The sequence below is a fragment of the Pseudomonas fuscovaginae SE-1 genome (assembly GCF_000364705.1).
Lineage (GTDB): Bacteria > Pseudomonadota > Gammaproteobacteria > Pseudomonadales > Pseudomonadaceae > Aquipseudomonas > Aquipseudomonas fuscovaginae_A.
This window is the reverse complement of record NZ_AQOH01000114.1, coordinates 1-17,531: the sequence shown is the minus strand read 5'-3', so window position 1 is coordinate 17,531 and position 17,531 is coordinate 1. Positions and strand designations below refer to the sequence as shown.

The following is a 17,531-nucleotide window of genomic DNA, read 5'->3' as shown; positions in this document are numbered from 1 at the left end:
ACCTTCCTGCAACGGGGCCAACGGGTAGATGTCCTGGATATTGGCGGCCCCGCCGGGAATGGCGCTGACGAGACGCTCCAGTTGGGTGGTGTTCAGCGTCACCAGCGGCAGCATGTCCGGCGTCAACCGGGTGCAACCGGCCGGAATGCGGTTGGCCGGCGCCTGGAACAGGGCCTGGCTGTCGCGATCGATGGCCTGGGCCATCTCGCGCACGCTGGGGGCGGTGAACACGGTACGTACGCTGGCGTTGAGGCCATGCTGGCGCAGGCGGTCGATCAGACTGACGGCCAGCAGCGAGTGACCGCCGAGTTCGAAGAAGCGATCGTGCCGGCCGACCTGCTCGATACCCAGCAGGTCCTGCCAGACGCCGGCGACGATCTGCTCGAGCGTGCCGCGCGGGGCTTCATAGGCACGGCTGGCAAAGGCTTCCTGACCCGGCGCGGGCAGGGCGCGGCGGTCCAGCTTGCCGTTGGGGGTCAACGGCATGGCTTCCAGGTGCACATAGGCGCTCGGCACCATGTACTCCGGCAAGCTTTCCAGCAGGGTCGCACGCACTTGCTCGACCGGCACGGCGTCGCCACACAGGTAGGCGACCAGGCGCTTGCTGTCGGACCGGCCCGGCTGGCTTTCGCGGGCGACCACCACGGCTTCGTCGATGCCTTCGCAGGCGGCGAGCGCGGCCTCGATTTCCCCCAGTTCGACCCGGAAACCACGGATTTTCACCTGGTCGTCGTTGCGGCCCAGGTATTCCAGGGTGCCGTCCGCGCGCCAGCGGGCCAGGTCGCCGGTTTTGTACAGGCGGGCGTTCGGTGCGGTGGTGAACGGGTCGGCGATAAAGCGCTCGGCACTCAGTTCGGGCCGGTTGAGGTAGCCACGGGCAACGCCGACGCCACCGATATGCAGTTCACCGGCCACGCCCAGTGGGGCGAGGTTGCCGACGGCATCCAGCACATGCAGCTGGGTATTGCGCAGCGGCGTGCCGATGCAGCGGAAGTCTTCGCTGTCGCGCTCCATCAGACGGATCGAGGCGTTGACCGTGGCTTCGGTCGGGCCGTAGGCGTTGAACAGCGCCGGCCGATGGGTTTCGCGTTCGAACCACTGGGTCACGGCCTGCTTGCCGACCGCTTCACCGCCGATCATGAACTGACGCAGAGAAGTGGGCAGCGGCACATGGGCATCGCGGGCGATCTGTTGCCAGAACACGGTGGGCAGGTTGGCGACGGTGATCGCGTATTGCTCGCACAACGCGGCGAAGGCGGCGGTGCCGGCGATCCAGGCATCACTGCGCAGTACCAGGGTGGCGCCGGAGAGCAGGGCGCCGAAGATCTCCTCGACGGACATGTCGAAGGTCATGCTGGCGAATTGCAGGATGCGGTCCTGCGGATTGAGGCCGTAGCGCTCCTGCAGGGCACCGATCTGGTTGCACACGGAGCGATGTTCGAGCATCACGCCTTTGGGCTTGCCGGTGGAGCCGGAGGTGTACATCACGTAGCACAGGTGACGCGAGGTCAGGCCGGCGATCCGTGGGTTGGCATCGTTGCCAGGGCTGTCCGCCAGCGACAGGCTGGGGATCGCCAGTGGCGGCAGTTTTGCGATCAGATCCCGCTGGCCCAGCAGCACGCGTGGCATGCTGTCGTCGAGCATGTGTTGCAGGCGGTCCTGCGGGTAGTTCGGATCCAGCGGCACATAGGCGCCCCCGGCCTTGAGGATGGCCAGGATGCCGACGATCATTTCCGGGCTGCGCTCCACCAGCAGCGCCACCCGTTCATCCGGTTGCAGGCCTTCGGCGATCAGGCGATGGGCGAGGCGGTTGGCCCGGGCGTTGAGTTCGGCATAACTGAGAGCGGCGCCTTCGGCCTGGACCGCGATGGCCTCGGGGCGCGCCTGCACCTGTTGTTCGAAGACTTCCTGCAACAGTAGTCCTTCGTTGAACGGCGCATAAGTCGGGTTGAAACCGATGAGCAACTCGCGACGCTGCTGGTGATTGAGCAGCGGCAGGCTTGCCAGCGGCTGCGCAGTGTCGCCGAGCAGGGCGTCGAGCAGGTGCAGCAGATGGCGGCCCCAGCGGGCGATGGTGCTTTCGTCGAACAGGTCGGTGGCGTATTCGAACTGGCCGCGGATGCTTTCACCGTCGTCGTTGAGCGACAGGCTCAGGTCGAACTGGGTGGTGCCGGTGGCCTGTTGCAGCGGTTCGATATCCAGGCCGGGCACGGACAGCGCCTGGTCTTGCGGGGTGTTGCCCAGTACCAGCATGGCCTGGAATAGCGGGCTGTGACCGAGGCTGCGTTCCGGTTGCAGGGCTTCCACCACCTGTTCGAACGGCAGTTCCTGATGATCGTAGGCATCCAGGGTGATGGCCTTGATCCGGGCCAGCAACTGGTCGACGCGCTCGTGGGCCTGGACATCGACGCGCAGGGCCAGGGTGTTGACGAAGAAGCCGATCAGCGCCTCGGTTTCCTGGCGTGGACGGTTCGCCACCGGGGTGCCGACCACCACCTCGGCCTGGTTGCTCAGGCGCGACAGCAGGATCGACCAGGCGGCCAGCAGGGTCATGAACGGGGTCAGGCCCTGTTGCTGGCTGAACTGGCGCAGTCGGGTGCTGAGCGTGGCTGGCAGTTCCAGCGGCAGGGTCGCACCGAGGTAGCTTTGCACCTGCGGCCGCGGACGGTCGCCGGGCAGTTCCAGCAGAGCTGGGGCTCCGTCTAGGTGTTCACTCCAGAAGCGGGTCTGGGCCTGCAGGCGTTCGCCTTGCAGGTGTTGCTGCTGCCAGGCGGCGTAGTCGGCGTATTGCAGGGGCAGTGCTGGCAGTGGATCGTCCAGGCCCTGGCTGAAGGCGGCGTAGAGGCGATTGAATTCGCCGATCAGCACGGCCACGGACCAGCCATCGGAGACGATATGGTGCTGGGTGACCAACAGGACATGCTCGTCGGCGGCCAGTTGCAGCAGGCGCCCACGGATCAGTGGGCCCCGGCTCAGGTCGAACGGTGCGCCGGCTTCCTCACGGCCCAGTCGCTCAACGGCCTGTTGCCGGGCCCGCGCGTCCAGGTCCCGCAGGTCATGCTCGATCAGACTGAAACCGATGTCCGCTGGGGCGAAGTGCTGGCGCACGTCATCGCCCTGGCGTTCGAAGGTGGTGCGCAGGCTTTCGTGCCGGGCGACGATGCGGTCCAGGGCGCGTTGCAGGGCCTGGCGATCGAGCTGGCCGCGCAGGCGCAGGGCCGCCGGCATGTGGTAGGCGATGCTGGCGGCGTGATCCAGTTGATCGAGGAACCACAGCCGTTGCTGGGCCAGGGACAGCGGTAGATCCTGGTCACGGGGCACGGCCTCGATGCTCCGCACGGACGAGCGAGTGGCCTGGTCGACGCACTGGGCGAGGGCTTGCAGGGAGCCGATGGCGAACAGGGTGCGCAGGTCGATTTCGGCGCCGAGTTCCTGATGCAGGCGGGCCTGGAGCTGTACGGTCAACAGGGAATGGCCGCCCAGTTCGAGGAAGCCGTCGTGACGACCGACCTGGTCGAGACCGAGCAGGGTCTTCCAGATTTCGGCGATGGCTGTTTCGGTATCACCGACCGGAGCCTCGTAGGCCTTGCTGGCCAGGGATTCGGCACCCGGTGCGGGCAGGGCACGGCGGTCGAGCTTGCCGTTGGCGGTCAGTGGCAGCTTGTCCAGATGCACGAAGGCACTGGGCACCATGTATTCGGGCAGGTGCTTGAGCAGTTCGCCGCGCAGTTGTTCGGCAGGCGCCGGCTTGCCGCACAGGTAGGCCACCAGGCGTTGGTCGTCACGGGCGATGACCACCGCTTCGCGAACACCCGCCACCGCGAGCAGGGCGTTCTCGATTTCCCCCAGTTCGATGCGGAAACCGCGGATCTTCACCTGGAAGTCGTTGCGGCCCAGGTATTCCAGGGTGCCATCGGCCAGCCAGCGGCCCAGGTCACCGGTCTTGTACAGGCGGGCACCGGGCACCGGGCTGAACCGGTCGGCGATGAAACGTTCGGCGCTCAACCCGTCGCGGTTGAGATAACCACGGGCCACCCCGGCACCGCCGATATGGATTTCCCCGGCCACGCCCAGTGGCGCAGGCTCGCCATGGGCATCGAGCACATACACCTGGACGTTGGCGAACGGCCGGCCGATGCTCGGTTTTTCGCCCAGGTCGCGGATCAGGTCGATGGTCGCGTCCACCGTGCACTCGGTGGGGCCGTACATGTTGTAGAAGCGGATGGTCTGGCAGTTGCGCAGTTTCTCCCAGGTGCTGGCGTTGATCGCCTCGCCCCCGAGCAGCACGCTGACCGGCTGGTAGCTGCGCCGCTCCAGCAGGCCGGCGGCGAGCAGGGTGTCGAGTTGCGACGGAGTCGAGTCGAAGGCGTGCACCTGGTGCTGTTCGAGGAAGTCCAGCAACTCGCTGCCGCTGGCGCGGATCAGTTGCGGGATGATCACCAGGGTGTGGCCGGAGAACAGTTGCGAGATGCCCTTGATCGACATGTCGAAGAAGAAGCCGGCATTGAGCGCGACGGTGGCCGGGTTCGGGCAGTGCCGGTGGGTGGTGCGGGTCAGCACGTGCCAGAAGTTGAAGACCGAGCGGTGCTCGACCATCACGCCCTTGGACTGGCCGGTGGAGCCTGAGGTGTAGATCACGTAGGCCAGGTGTTCCGGGGTCAGGCCCGGCACGCTCGGATTGGCGTCGAAGGCTTGATCCTCGGCGGCCTGCCGCGACTCGGCGGTGTCGAGCAGCAGCACGGGCAACTCGCCGGCCGGCAGGCTGAGGGCGGCCTGGGTCAGCAGCGCGCGCGGCTGGCTGTCGTGGAACATGAAGGCCATGCGCTCGGCCGGGTGGGCCGGATCGATCGGCACATAGGCGGCGCCGGCCTTGAGCACGCCGAGCAGGCCGACGATCATCTCCAGGCTGCGTTCGGCGCAGATGGCGACGCGTTCGTCCGGCTGCACGCCGAGCTCAAGCAGTTGCCGGGCCAGGTGGTTGGCGCGGCGGTTGAGCTGGCGATAGCTCAGTTGGCGGTCTTCGCAGACCAGGGCCACGGCATCCGGGTTGGAGCGGACCCGGGCCTCGAACAGGGTGTGGATCGGTTGTGCCGGTCCGAAGTCGGTGGCGGTGTCGTTGAAGCCCTCGAGCAGCAGTCGCCGCTCGGTTTCGGGCACGACCTGCAGGTCGGCGGCCAGGCGCGTCGGGTCCTGTTCCAGGGCCTCGACCAGTTCGGTGATGGCCTGGCCCAGGTAGGCGGCGATACGCTGCGGGTCGATACCGCTGATCGATTGTGCGGTCAGGGAGAACACTTCACCCACGTCGGCCACGGCAATCTCGATCGGATAGTTGGTGCGGGTTTCCGAGGCCAGGAAGTGGATGCCTTCGTGGTCCGCCATGTCCTCGACGTCCTCCCCGGAGGCATTCACCAGGTCGCCGTGGCGGCAGTTGAGGATCACCGTGAACAGGGGCAGTGCGGCATCCACCGCACTGCAACGTTGGGCCAGGGCCAAGGGCGCCTGCTCGTGGGTCAGCAGTTCGCTGAGCTGCTGGTAGGCGTCCTGGACGATGTCACGCACGCTGGTGTGCTGCAGGCGAATGCGCATCGGCAGGGTGTTGATGAACATCCCCAATGCATGGTCGGCGCCGGTGGTGCCCTGGGAGCGGCCCGACAGCACGGTACCGAAGATCCCGTCGTCGCGTCCGCTGGTGGCCGCGACCACCAGGCCCCAGGCTGCGTGGAACAGCACCGAGGTCGGCACGCCCTGGGCGCGTGCGGTGCGATGCACGCGCTGGCTGAGGTCCTCGCTCAGGTGCCGCACCGAGCGCTGGATCCCGGCACCGTTGCCATGCACATCCAGCACGCCATACGGCGCGGTGGTGGCATCGACATCCGCCAGCAGACGCCGGAAGTAGGCTTCGTGCTCGGCCTGGGAGACGCTGGCGGCCTGGGCGATGAAGTTGCGATACGGCTGGGACGGTGGCAACTCGTCGGCCTGGCCGGCCAGCACCGCCTGGATCTCGCGCATGATCAGACGCAGGGTGACGTTGTCGCTGACCAGGTGATGGTCGAGCAATGCCAGCAGCCACTGTTCGCGCCGGGCGTCGTAGGTGACGTAAGCGGCGATCAGCGGCGCCTTCTGCAGATCCAGGCGCAGATGATGGGTGTCGGTCCGCTCGCGCAGCCACTGCAAGGCGTCCACGCCGGGTGCGCAGTCGAGGTCGACCACCGGCAACCGGGCGTGGCGATGCACCACCTGCACCGGTTGCGGCAGGCCCTGCCAGCGCAGGGCGGTGCGCAGGATGTCATGGCGGTCGATCACCACCTGCACCGCGCCGAGGAAATCATCGAGCAGGGCACGGCTGGCAAAGGTCACCACGGTGCGCATGAGGTAGGCATCGCCCTCCGATTGCAGCAGGTGGTGGAACAGAATGCCTTCCTGCAGCGACGACAGCGGGTAGATATCCTGCACATTGGCCGCTCCACCGGGCACATCGGCGACGATCTGCTCGATTTCCTGCCGGCTCAGTTTCACCAGCGGCAGCATGTCCGGGGTCAGGGCCGTGCAATCGGCCGGGATCAGGTTGGCCGGCACTACCCGCTCGGCACCGCCGCCACCGGCCAGGACGGTGGCCATGGCTTGCAGGGTCGGCGCCGAGAACACCGTGCGCACATCCAGTTGCAGACCTGCCTGGCGCAGGCGCTCGATCAGACTGATGACCAGGAACGAGTGGCCGCCGAGCTCGAAGAAGTGATCCTGGCGACCCACGCGCTCGATACCGAGCAATTCCTGCCAGGCATGGGCCAGGGTGACTTCGATCTCGCCCAGTGGCGCCTCGTAGTCGCGGCTCACCGCGGCGGCGCGGTCCGGCGCCGGCAGTGCCGCGCGGTCCAGTTTGCCGTTGGTGGTCAGCGGCCAGGCCGCGAGGGTCACGAAGGCGCTGGGCAGCATGTGTTCGGCCAGGACGCCGGCCAGCTGGTTGCGCAGGGCCGAGGTATCGAGGCCGCAGCCTTCTTCGGCGATCAGGTAGGCCACCAGGCGCTTGTCGCCCGGTTGGTCCTCGCGCACGATCACCATGGCTTCGCGCACATCGGTGCAGGCCTGCAGTTGCGCTTCGATTTCACCCAGTTCGATACGGAAGCCACGGATCTTGATCTGCGAGTCGTTGCGGCCGACATAGACCACGCCGCCGTCGGCGCGGTAACGGGCGACGTCGCCGGTGCGATAGAGGCGTGCGCCGGGAATATCGGAGTAGGGGTCGGCGATGAACCGTTCGGCGTTCAGCGCGTCGCGGTTCAGGTAATGCCGGGCGACCCCGGCGCCACCGATGTAGATCTCGCCATTGACGCCCACCGGCACCGGCTGCTGGTAGTCGTCGAGGATACGCAGGCACAGGTCCGGCAGCGCCGGGCCGATCAGGCTGGGGGCGGCGGCGTCGATCTCGGCCTGGCTGACCGGGTAGTAGGTGGCGTGTACGGTGATCTCGGTGATCCCGTACATGTTCACCAGGCGGGTGCGCGACAGCGGGGTGGTCGCCGTCCACGGCCGCAGGCTGCGGAAGTCAAGCGCCTCGCCACCGAAGATCACTTCCCGTAGCGCATGTTCCTGCGCGCTGCGGCCGCGGGCTTCGATGAACTGGCGGAAGGCGCTCGGAGTCTGGTTCAGCACCGTGACCCGCTGCTGGCAGACCAGCGTGTAGAAGTCATCCGGCGAACGGGAGACGTCGCTCGGCACGATGACCAGCTTGCCGCCGTAACTCAGGGCACCCCAGATTTCCCAGACCGAAAAATCGAAGGCGAAGGAGTGGAACAGTGTCCAGGTGTCGTTGTGGTCGAAGTCGAACAGCTCGGCGGTGGCGTCGAACAGCCGGGCGACGTTGCCATGTTCCACCAGCACGCCTTTGGGCAAACCGGTGGAGCCCGAAGTGTAGATGACGTAGGCCAGATGCCGTGGCGCCAGGCCCAGTTCGTCGGCCTGCGGGTTGCGGTCCAGGCTGCTGTCGTCGGCGGCGTCCGCGCGGTTCAGTTCGTCGAGTTTCAGCACCGGCACGGCATGCGGCGCCAGGGCGTCGAGGCAGTCCGCCTGGGCCAGCAGCGCCACCGGCGCGCTGTCGTCCAGCAGATAACCGAGGCGTTCGGCCGGGTAGGCCGGGTCCAGCGGCACATAGGCCGCGCCGGCCTTGAGCACCGCCAGCACCGCGCAGAGCAGGTCGAGGCCACGCAGCGACAGGATCGCCACCCGGTCGTCGGGGCGCACGCCCCGGGCGAGCAGGGCACGGGCGATACCGTTGGCACGGCGGTTGAGCGCCTGGTAGCTCAGCGACTGTTCACCGAAAATCACGGCGGTGCGCTGTGGGTGTGCCTGTGCCTGGGCTTCGAAACGCTGGTGAATCAGTGTTTCGACCGGGAACAGCGACCTTGGCGGCAACAGCGCCGGCGAGGCCTGGCGTTGCGCCGGGGTCAGCAGGGGCAGGCCGAACACCGGTTGCTCGAGATCCGCCACCAGGGCTTCCAGCAGAACCTGGAAGTGTTGCGCGAAGCGCTCGACGGTACTGCGGTCGAACAGGTCGCTGGCGTATTCGATCACCCCGGACAGGCTGCCGTCTTCGGTACCGAGGGTCAGCATCAGGTCGAATTGCGACGTTTCATGCGCCTGGGCCACCGGCACCAGGCTCAGGCCCGGCAGGCTGAACCCGGCCCCGGTCGAAGTATTGTCCAGCGACAGGGCGACCTGGCACAGCGGGTTGTGGCTCAGAGAACGGGGGGGCTGCAAGGCCTCGATCACCTGCTCGAACGGAATGTCCTGGTGCTCGTGGGCCGCCAGGGTGGTCTGCCTGACCTGCTCCAGCAGTTGCGCCACGCTCGGGTTCTGCGCCAGGTCCACACGCAGGGCCAGGGTGTTGACGAAGAACCCGATCAGGTTTTCGGTCTCGGTGCGGCCGCGGTTGGCCGTTGGCACACCGATCACCACGTCGCGTTCGTTGCCCAGGCGGGCCATCAGCACCGACCAGGCGCTGAGCAGTGCCATGAACAGGGTGACGTTGTTGTCCTGGCAGAAGCGTTCCAGGCGCTGGTACAGCGCCGGGGCGATCTGCACCGGCACGTCGCCGCCGCGGTAGCTCTGCACCGCCGGGCGTGGCCGGTCGGTGGGCAGTGACAGCAATGCCGGGGCGCCGTCCAGGTGGCCGCGCCAGAATTCGGCCTGCTCGGCCAGGCGCTCGCCGGTGAAGGTGCGCCGCTGCCAGGCGGCATAGTCGGCATACTGGATCGACAGTTCCGGCAACGGGTCGGGTTGGCCCTGGCTGAAAGCCTGGTAGAGCCGACTGAACTCGTTGACCAATACGCTCACCGACCAGCCGTCGGAGATGATGTGGTGCTGGGTGATGAGCAGGATGTGCTCGTCATCGGCCAGGCGCAACAGGCGTCCGCGAATCAGCGGACCGCGTCGCAGGTCGAAAGGCGCCGTGGCTTCGGTGTTGCCGATGCGCGAGGCACTGAGGCTGGCCTGCTCGTAGGTCAGCGCGCGAAGGTCCTGCTCGGCCAGGCTGAAACCGCAATCGGCCGGGGCGATGACCTGTACCGGTTGCTCGCCGTGGCGTTCGAAGGTGGTGCGCAGGCTTTCGTGGCGCGCCACCAGGCGGTCGAGCGCGGCTTTCAGAGCGGTGCGGTCAAGCTCGCCACGCAGCAGCAGCGACATCGGCATGTGGTAGGCACTGCTGGCACCGGGATCGAGCTGGTCGAGGAACCACAGGCGTTGCTGGGAGAACGACAGGGCCAGCGGCGCAGTGCGGTCGGCGGCTTCGATGTGGTCGGTGTCGGTCGCCTGCAGGCCGCCGACCACACGGGCCAGCTCCGCCACGGTCGGATGGCTGAACAGTTGGCGCAGCATCATCTCGCCGCCCAGTTGCTGGCGTACGCGGGAAACCAGTTGCGCGGCCAGCAGGGAATGGCCGCCCAGTTCAAAGAAGCTGTCGTGGCGACCGACTCGCTCAAGGCCCAGCAATTCCTGGAAAATCAGCGCCAGGGCCTGTTCGGTGGCACCTTCGGGCGCGGTGTAGCCGCGTTCGGACATGGCGTCCAGGTCCGGTGCCGGCAGCGCGTCCTGGTCCAGCTTGCCGTTGCCGGTGAGCGGGTAGGCGGTCACGCTGACGAAGGCGGTGGGAATCATGTAGTCGGGCAGGGTGGCGCCCAGTTGCTTGCGCAGGGCCGCCACGTCCAGCCGGGTCGAGGACCGCGGAATCAGATAGGCGATCAGGCGCTTGCCCTGGGCCGCATCGTCACGGGCCAGTACCCGTGCCTCGCGCACGCCTTCGCAGGCCAGCAGCTTGGCCTCGATTTCCCCCAGTTCGATCCGGAAGCCGCGAATCTTCACCTGGGCGTCCATCCGCCCCAGATGAATGATTTCGCCGTTGTCCAGCAGCTTGCCGAGGTCGCCGGAACGGTACAGGCGTTCCCCGGGGCGCAACGGGTCGGCGATGAAACGCTCGGCGGTCAGGGCTTCGCGGTTCAGATAGCCCCGGCCAACGCCAAGCCCGCCCACACAGATTTCCCCCGCCACGCCGATCGGCAGCAGGCGCTGCCGGGCGTCGAGGACGTAGGCCACGGTGGTCGGAATCGGTCGGCCGACATTGGAAATGCCGGCGGCGATGTCCGCCGCGCCAATCGCCTTGTAGGTCACGTGTACGCAGGTTTCCGTGATGCCGTACATGTTGACCAGCGCCACATGGGGGAAGGCGCGATGGAACGCATCGAGCTTGCCCGGCTCCAGGCTTTCACCGCCGAAAATCACGTAGCGCAGGTGTTCCAGGCGCACCTCATGGCCGGCCAGTGCGGCCGCGCTCAGTTGCAGGAACGCCGATGGCGTCTGGTTGAGCACGCTCACCTGTTCGCGTTCGAGGAACGCCAGCAGTTCCCCCGGATCACGACGCAGGGCCTCGGGCACCAGGCTCAGGCGGCCACCGAAGAGCAGGGCGCCGTACATTTCCCAGACCGAGAAGTCGAAGGCGTTGGAGTGGAACAGCGACCAGACATCCTCGGCACTGAAATCGAATGCCGAACGATTGTTGTGCAGCAGGCGTACCACGTTGCGGTGTTCGAGCAACGCGCCCTTGGGTTCGCCGGTGGAGCCCGAGGTGTAGATCACATAACACAGGTGATCCGGGGTATTGAGGTTGGGCAGGTTGGCGAGATCCCGGGTATGGCTCCCGGCGTTCGCCTGGGCGTCACAGGAGAAGACTTCGATCCCGAGCGCCAGCAGCGCCGGACCGGTTTCCCGACCGGCGACGGCCTTGCGCGCGCCGCTGTCGCGCAGTACATAGGCGATACGTTCGGCCGGCGAAGCGGGGTCGATCGGTACGTAGGCGGCACCGGCCTTGAGTACCGCCAGGGTGGCAACGATCATGGCCAGCGAACGTTCGAGGACGATGGCCACCAGTTCCTGCGGTTGTACGCCGGCATCGCGCAGGCTGTGCGCCAGACGGTTGGCCTGCTCGTTGAGCTGGCGATAACTCAGGTGTTCCTCGCCCAGGTTGACGGCGATACGGTCCGGCGTCCGGCGGACCTGCTCCTCGAAGATCTGCTGCAGGGTCAGGGTATCGGGCCAGGCGGCCTCGGTGTCGTTGAAGTCGAGAATCTGCCGCTGACGCTCGGCCGTGTCCAGCAGAGCGACATCGTCGACCCGCAGCTGCGGGGTGTCGACGAGGGCCTGCAACAGGCGCACGTAATGGCGCATCAGTTGGCGGATGAACTCGGGGTCGAAGAATTCGGCGTTGTACGCCAGATGCCCGCGCCATTGCCGTTCGCCGGCATCGATCAGCAGGTGCAGGTCGTTCTTGCCGTAGCCCAGGTTGGTTTCCAGGGTGTTGACTTCGAGCCCTGCCACCAGGGTGCGGTGGTTGCCGGTCTGCTGGAAGTTGAACAGCACGTCGAACAACGCGGTACGGCTCATGTCCTTGGCCGGATTGAGCGCCAGTACCAACTGGTCGAACTGCATGTGCCGATGCCGGTGGGCGTCGGCCAGAGTCGCGGCGGTCTGTTCCAGCAGGCTTTGCAGGGTGGTTTCGCTGTCGCAGTGGGCACGGATCACCACCAGGTTGTCCAGCGGTCCCACCACGTCCTGCAGCGCCGGTTCGCGACACGCCGCGCTGGTGCCGATGACCAGTTCGTCGTGGCCGGCGTAGCGCCGCAGCAGGGCGGTGAAGGCACTCAGGGCCAGGCTGTCGGCGCCGACGCCGACGTGGCGGGCGAGCTCGCCGAGTTGCTTGACCAGCGCCGCCTCGATGACGAACTCATGGGTGGCCTCGGTAAAGACATGGACCGCCGCCCGTGGTCGGTTGAGCGGCAGTTCCAGGGCCTGCAGCTTGCCGCGCAGTTGGTAGGACCAGTAGGCCCGCAGGTTTTCCAGCACGGCGGCCGGCAACTGGCGTTGCCAGGCGGCGAAGTCGCCGTGATTCAGGGCCAGGGGAGGCAGAATGGCCTCGCGCCCGGCGCAGGCGGCGGCATAGAGCGCCAACAGGTCGCGCTCAAGCAAGCGCATGGAGGTACGGTCGGCCAGCAGGTGATGCACGGCCAGGGCCAGTACGGCGTTGTTCCCGTCGGTGCGTACCAGGCTGGCGCGTACCAGGCTGCCACCGTTCATGTCCAGTGGGCGACGGGTTTGCGCCAGGGCCAGGGTGCTCAGTTCTCCCGGCGCGGCCTGGAACTGCTCCAGCGCCAGGCTGGCCGGCCCGTCGAAGCTCTGCCAGGCCGTGGCGCCGTCGGAGTGCACCCGGCAACGCAGGATGGCGTGCCGGGACAGCAGCCCGTCGAGGGCTGTTTGCAGGGCCGCGACATTCAACTCGCCCGACAGCTCCAGCAGCAGCGCGACGTTGTGGTAGACCGGGTTGGCTTCGTACAGGTAACCGGTTTCGAAGGTGTCGACGAACCAGACCCGTTCCTGGTGATAGGACAGTGGCGAGCGCTGTGTGTTTGCCGCCAGGGCCCGGACCTCTGGCAGGGGCAGCGCCGGATCCAGTTCCAGGGCGCCGATGCGGGTTTGCGGCGCTTCGGTGAAACAGGCCAGCAGGCGCTCGAAACGGGCCGCCAGGCGTTTGATGGTGGCGGCATCGAACAGTGCGGTGGAGTACGACAGGCTGCAGGACAGACGCGGACCGCCTTCATCGATGTGCAGCGACAGGTCGTGCTGGGTGTTGTCCTTGGGCGAAGGCAGGAACCGCAGATTCAGCCCCGGCAGTTGCAACGGCTCGCCAGCGCCGCCGGCGTTGGTGTAGAGCATGGTCTGGAACACCGGACTGTGGCTGGCGCTGCGCGGCGGCTTGAGGGCTTCGACGACCTGTTCGAACGGCGTGTCCTGGTGGCTGGCGGACTCCAGCATCAGTTCCCTGACCTGTTGCAGCACCTGGTCGAGGGTCGGGTTGGCGTCCAGGCGCACGCGCAGGGCCAGGGTATTGACGAAGAAACCGATCAGCGCCTGCACTTCGGGCCGGTCGCGGTTGGCGGTCACGGTACCGATCACCACGTCCTGCTGACCGCTGATCCGGCTCAGCAGGACGGCCCAGGCGGCCATCAGGGTCATGAACGGTGTCGCAGCACGGGATTGGGCGAACTGAACGATGGCACCGGACAGAGCCTCCGGCAGGTCGAAGACCCGTGTCTCGCCCTTGTAGCTCTGCACCGCCGGGCGTGGCCGATCGGTGGGCAGGGTCAGCAGGGCCGGGGCACCGGCCAGGTGGCTGCGCCAGAACTCGATGTGCCGGGCCAGGCGTTCCCCCTCCAGTTGCTGGCGTTGCCAGGCCGCGTAGTCGGCATATTGCAGGGGCAGGGCGGGCAGCGGGTCGGGCTGGCCGGTGCTGAAGGCCTGGTACAGCACGGCGAATTCCTTGACCAGCACGCCGATGGACCAGCCATCGGAGATGATGTGGTGCTGGGTGATCAGCAGGCGATGCTCGTCGTCGGCCAGGCGCAGCAGGCTGCCGCGGATCAGCGGCCCGTGGAGCAGGTCGAAGGGGACCGACGCCTCGTGCTCGCTCAGTTGCGCGACCTGCCGTTCGGCCTGCTCCCGTGGCAGTTGGCGCAGGTCATGCTCCACCAGGTTGAAGCCGCAGTCGGCGGCGGCGATCACCTGCACGGGCTGCTCGCCCTCGCGGCGGAAGGTGGTCCGCAGGCTTTCATGGCGGGCGACCAGGCCATCGAGAGCGGCCTTGAGGGCGGCAAGGTCCAACGGCCCCCGCAACTCCAGCGCGGCCGGCATGTGATAGGCGGCACTGGCCGTCGGATCCAACTGGTCGAGGAACCACAGGCGTTGCTGGGCGAACGACAGGGCCAGCGGGCCGTTGCGGTCAACGGCCGAGAGGGTGTCGCAGACGGTATCGATGACCCGTGTGGCACCGCGTTGCTTGAGCAGACGCAGCAGTGCGGCACGTTTCAACTGGTCGAGACTATCGTTATGTGAATTCAATTTATCAAGCATCCTTGGAGACGATAGCGAGCAGTTCGCTTTCAGACAGCGAAGCCATTTCTTGTTGCAGGTCCAGCAGTTCGTCGGACTCGTACTGAGCCAGTTGCAGGGTGATGACCAGGTCGGCCAGCGCCTGCAGCGACGGGTGTTCGAACAGGCCGCGCAGCGGCACTTCGACGCCGAAGGTCTCGCGGGCCCGCAGGGTCAGTTGCACCGCCAGCAGCGAATGGCCACCGAGTTCGAAGAAATCGTCGTGCCGACCGACCCGCTCCAGGCCCAGCAGCTCGGCCCAGATCGCGGCGAGCAATTCCTCGGTCTCACCATTGGGCGCCTCGTATTCGCGGTGGGCGAAGTCCTCGGCCGCCGGCGCGGGCAAGGCATGGCGGTCGAGCTTGCCGTTGGGGCTCAGTGGCAGGCGTTCGAGCAGTACGAAGGCCGATGGCACCATGTAGTCCGGCAGTTGCGAGCTCAGGTACGGCCGCAGCGTCTGGCTGGCATTGCCGGCGGACAGGTGCGGCTCGACGCTGAGGTAGGCCACCAGGCGCCGGGCTCCCGGCACATCCTCGCGGGCGATCACCGCCGCCTCGCGCACACCGGGCAGGGTCAGCATCAGTGCCTCGATTTCTCCCGGTTCGATGCGGAAGCCACGAATCTTCACCTGCTGGTCGTTGCGCCCGAGGAATTCGAGCACCCCATCGGCCCGCAGGCGCACCAGGTCGCCGGTGCGGTACATGCGTGCGTTGTCGTCGGAACTGAACGGGTCGGCCAGGAAGTGCTCGGCGTTCAGTTGCGGCCGGTTCAGGTAGCCGCGGGCAACCCCTTCGCCACCGATGTAGAGCTCGCCCGCGACCCCCAGCGGAACCGGCTGGCCCTGCGGGTCGAGCAGGTACAGGCGGGTGTTGGGGATCGGCCGGCCGATCGGCACCGTATCCTGGTCGTCCGCTGTGCAGCGATGCACCGTGGCCCAGACCGTGGCCTCGGTAGGGCCGTATTCGTTGTACAGGGTGACGGCGGGTTCGAACTCGGCGCATTCGCGCACCAGCAGCGGTGGGCAGGCCTCGCCGGCGACGATCATTTCCCGCAGGGAGCGGGGCCCATTGGTGGCGGCCAGGCTGCCCAGAACCAGGCGACCCAGTGAGGGCACGCAGAGCAGGGTGGTGACTGCCTGGGTATCGATGAACCGCGCAATGGCCTGAGGGTCGCGGGCGGTTTCGGCATCCGCGATGCACAAGGTGCCGCCGCTGAGGAGGGTGCCGAAGATCCCCGCCACGGAGCTGTCGAAGGCGATCGACGACAGCAGCAGGAAACGTCGCGCGCTGTCCGAGGTGTAGACCGCACGACGGGCCAGTGTCGAGGCGACCAGGCTGCGATGCTCGATCGTCACGCCCTTGGGTTTGCCGGTGGAGCCCGAGGTGTAGATCACGTAGGCCAGGTGCGCCGAGGTCAGGGTATCGTTGGCGAGCGTCAGGTTTTGCGCTTGCGCCGCAGGCACCGCGGTCGGGCTGTCCGCCTGTTCCAGCGCCAGGCAGCGGGTCGCGCCGTGCAACTCGCCGAGCGCCGTGCGGCCGAGCGGGTCGGCCAGCAGCAGGCGCGGCTGGGCGTCCTCGACGATGGCGGCCAGGCGTTCGACCGGATAGGTCGGATCCAGTGGCACATAGGCGGCACCGGCCTTGAGGATCCCGAGCAGGCCCGTGATCATTGCGCTGCCGCGCTCGACGCAGATCGCCACCAGGTCACCCGGGCGGGTGCCCGCCTCGATCAGATGCCGGGCGAGGCGATTGGCACGGGCGTTGAGCGTGGCGTAGTCGAGCTGGCCGTGGACATCGACCACGGCGATGGCGGACGGGGCCTTGCGCACCTGCTCTTCGAAGAGTTGCTGGATGCAGACGTCCTTCGGATAGTCCAGGCGATTCCGGTTGAAGGTGTCCAGCAGCAGGGTGCGTTCGGCGGACGGCAGTACATCCAGTTCGCTGAGCATGATCTTCGGCGTGTACATCAGTGCCTGGGTCAGTTGCTCCAGGGCCCGCTGCATCAGGGCGCAGAGGCGTTGTGGGTCCACAGGTCGCACGCTCTGTACCTGCAGGCCCAGGGCATCGCCGTAATCGTTGACCGACAGGGTCAGCGGGTAGTTGGTGCGCTCGGCGCTGTCGAGCAGGCGCATGCCCGGCCACTGCAACTGGCTATCATCGTTCTGGTGCCGGTAGTTGAGCAGGCTGGTGAACAGCGGCAAGGTCGTCGCCACGCCGCTGCAACGCTGGGCCAGGGCCAGGGAGGCCTGCTCGTGGATCAGCAGCTCGCCAAGGTCGCGGTGGGTGGCCAGGACCAGTTCATGGGCACCCTGGCTGGCCAGTTGCACCCGCACCGGCAGGGTATTGATGAATACCCCGAGGGCACGTTCGGAACCGGCCGAGCCTTGCAGGCGGCCGGCGACCACGGTGCCGAACACCACGTCATCGCGCCCGGTACAGCGGGCCAGGACCTGGGCCCAGGCCACATGGAACAGTACTGCCGGGGTCATCCCACGCTCGCGGGCCTGGGCACGGATACGCCGGCTCAGGTCGTTGCCCAGCTGCAACTCGGCCTCTTCGATGTGGTTGCCGTCGCCTTGTACTTCCAGCAGGTCGAACGGCGCGGTTGGCGAATCGACATCCGCCAGGCGACGACTGAAGTAGGCTTCATGGACTTCGGCCGGAGTGGCCTGGGTCTGGGCGATGAAGTCACGGTACGGCTGCGGTGCAGGCAGGCTGTCGCCCTGGCCATGAAGGATCGCGTGGATTTCCTCCAGGACGATTTCCAGAGTCACGTGGTCGCTGGCCATGTGGTGGTTGAGCAGGGCCAGCAGCCAACGCTCGCCGTGCGGGTCACGGGCGATGCAGGCGCGCATCAGCGGCGCCTGGCGCAGATCCAGGCGCAGTTGCCGTGGGTCGTTGAGGCTACGCAGTTGCTCCAGCGGGTCCCGGTCGCCATCGAGGGTGACGCTGTGCACCGGCAGGTGCGCCTGGCGTTGTACCACCTGCACCGGCTGGGGCAGGCCATCCCAGTGCACGGCCGTGCGCAGGATGTCATGGCGGTCGATGACCGTTTGCAAGGCCGCG

2 protein-coding genes are annotated in these 17,531 nt (G+C 67.1%); both read right to left on the bottom strand.

Annotated elements, in window-relative coordinates; all coding sequences use genetic code 11:
* A partial coding sequence (locus tag K675_RS30700; RefSeq protein ID WP_157383932.1) for a non-ribosomal peptide synthetase occupies nucleotides 1–14,436 on the bottom strand: 14,436 nt, incomplete at its 3' end.
* Nucleotides 14,437–14,440: 4 nt separating this feature from the next.
* Nucleotides 14,441–17,531 (bottom strand): non-ribosomal peptide synthetase (locus K675_RS0112350; RefSeq protein ID WP_017903831.1); only part of this gene is annotated, 3,091 nt, incomplete at its 5' end.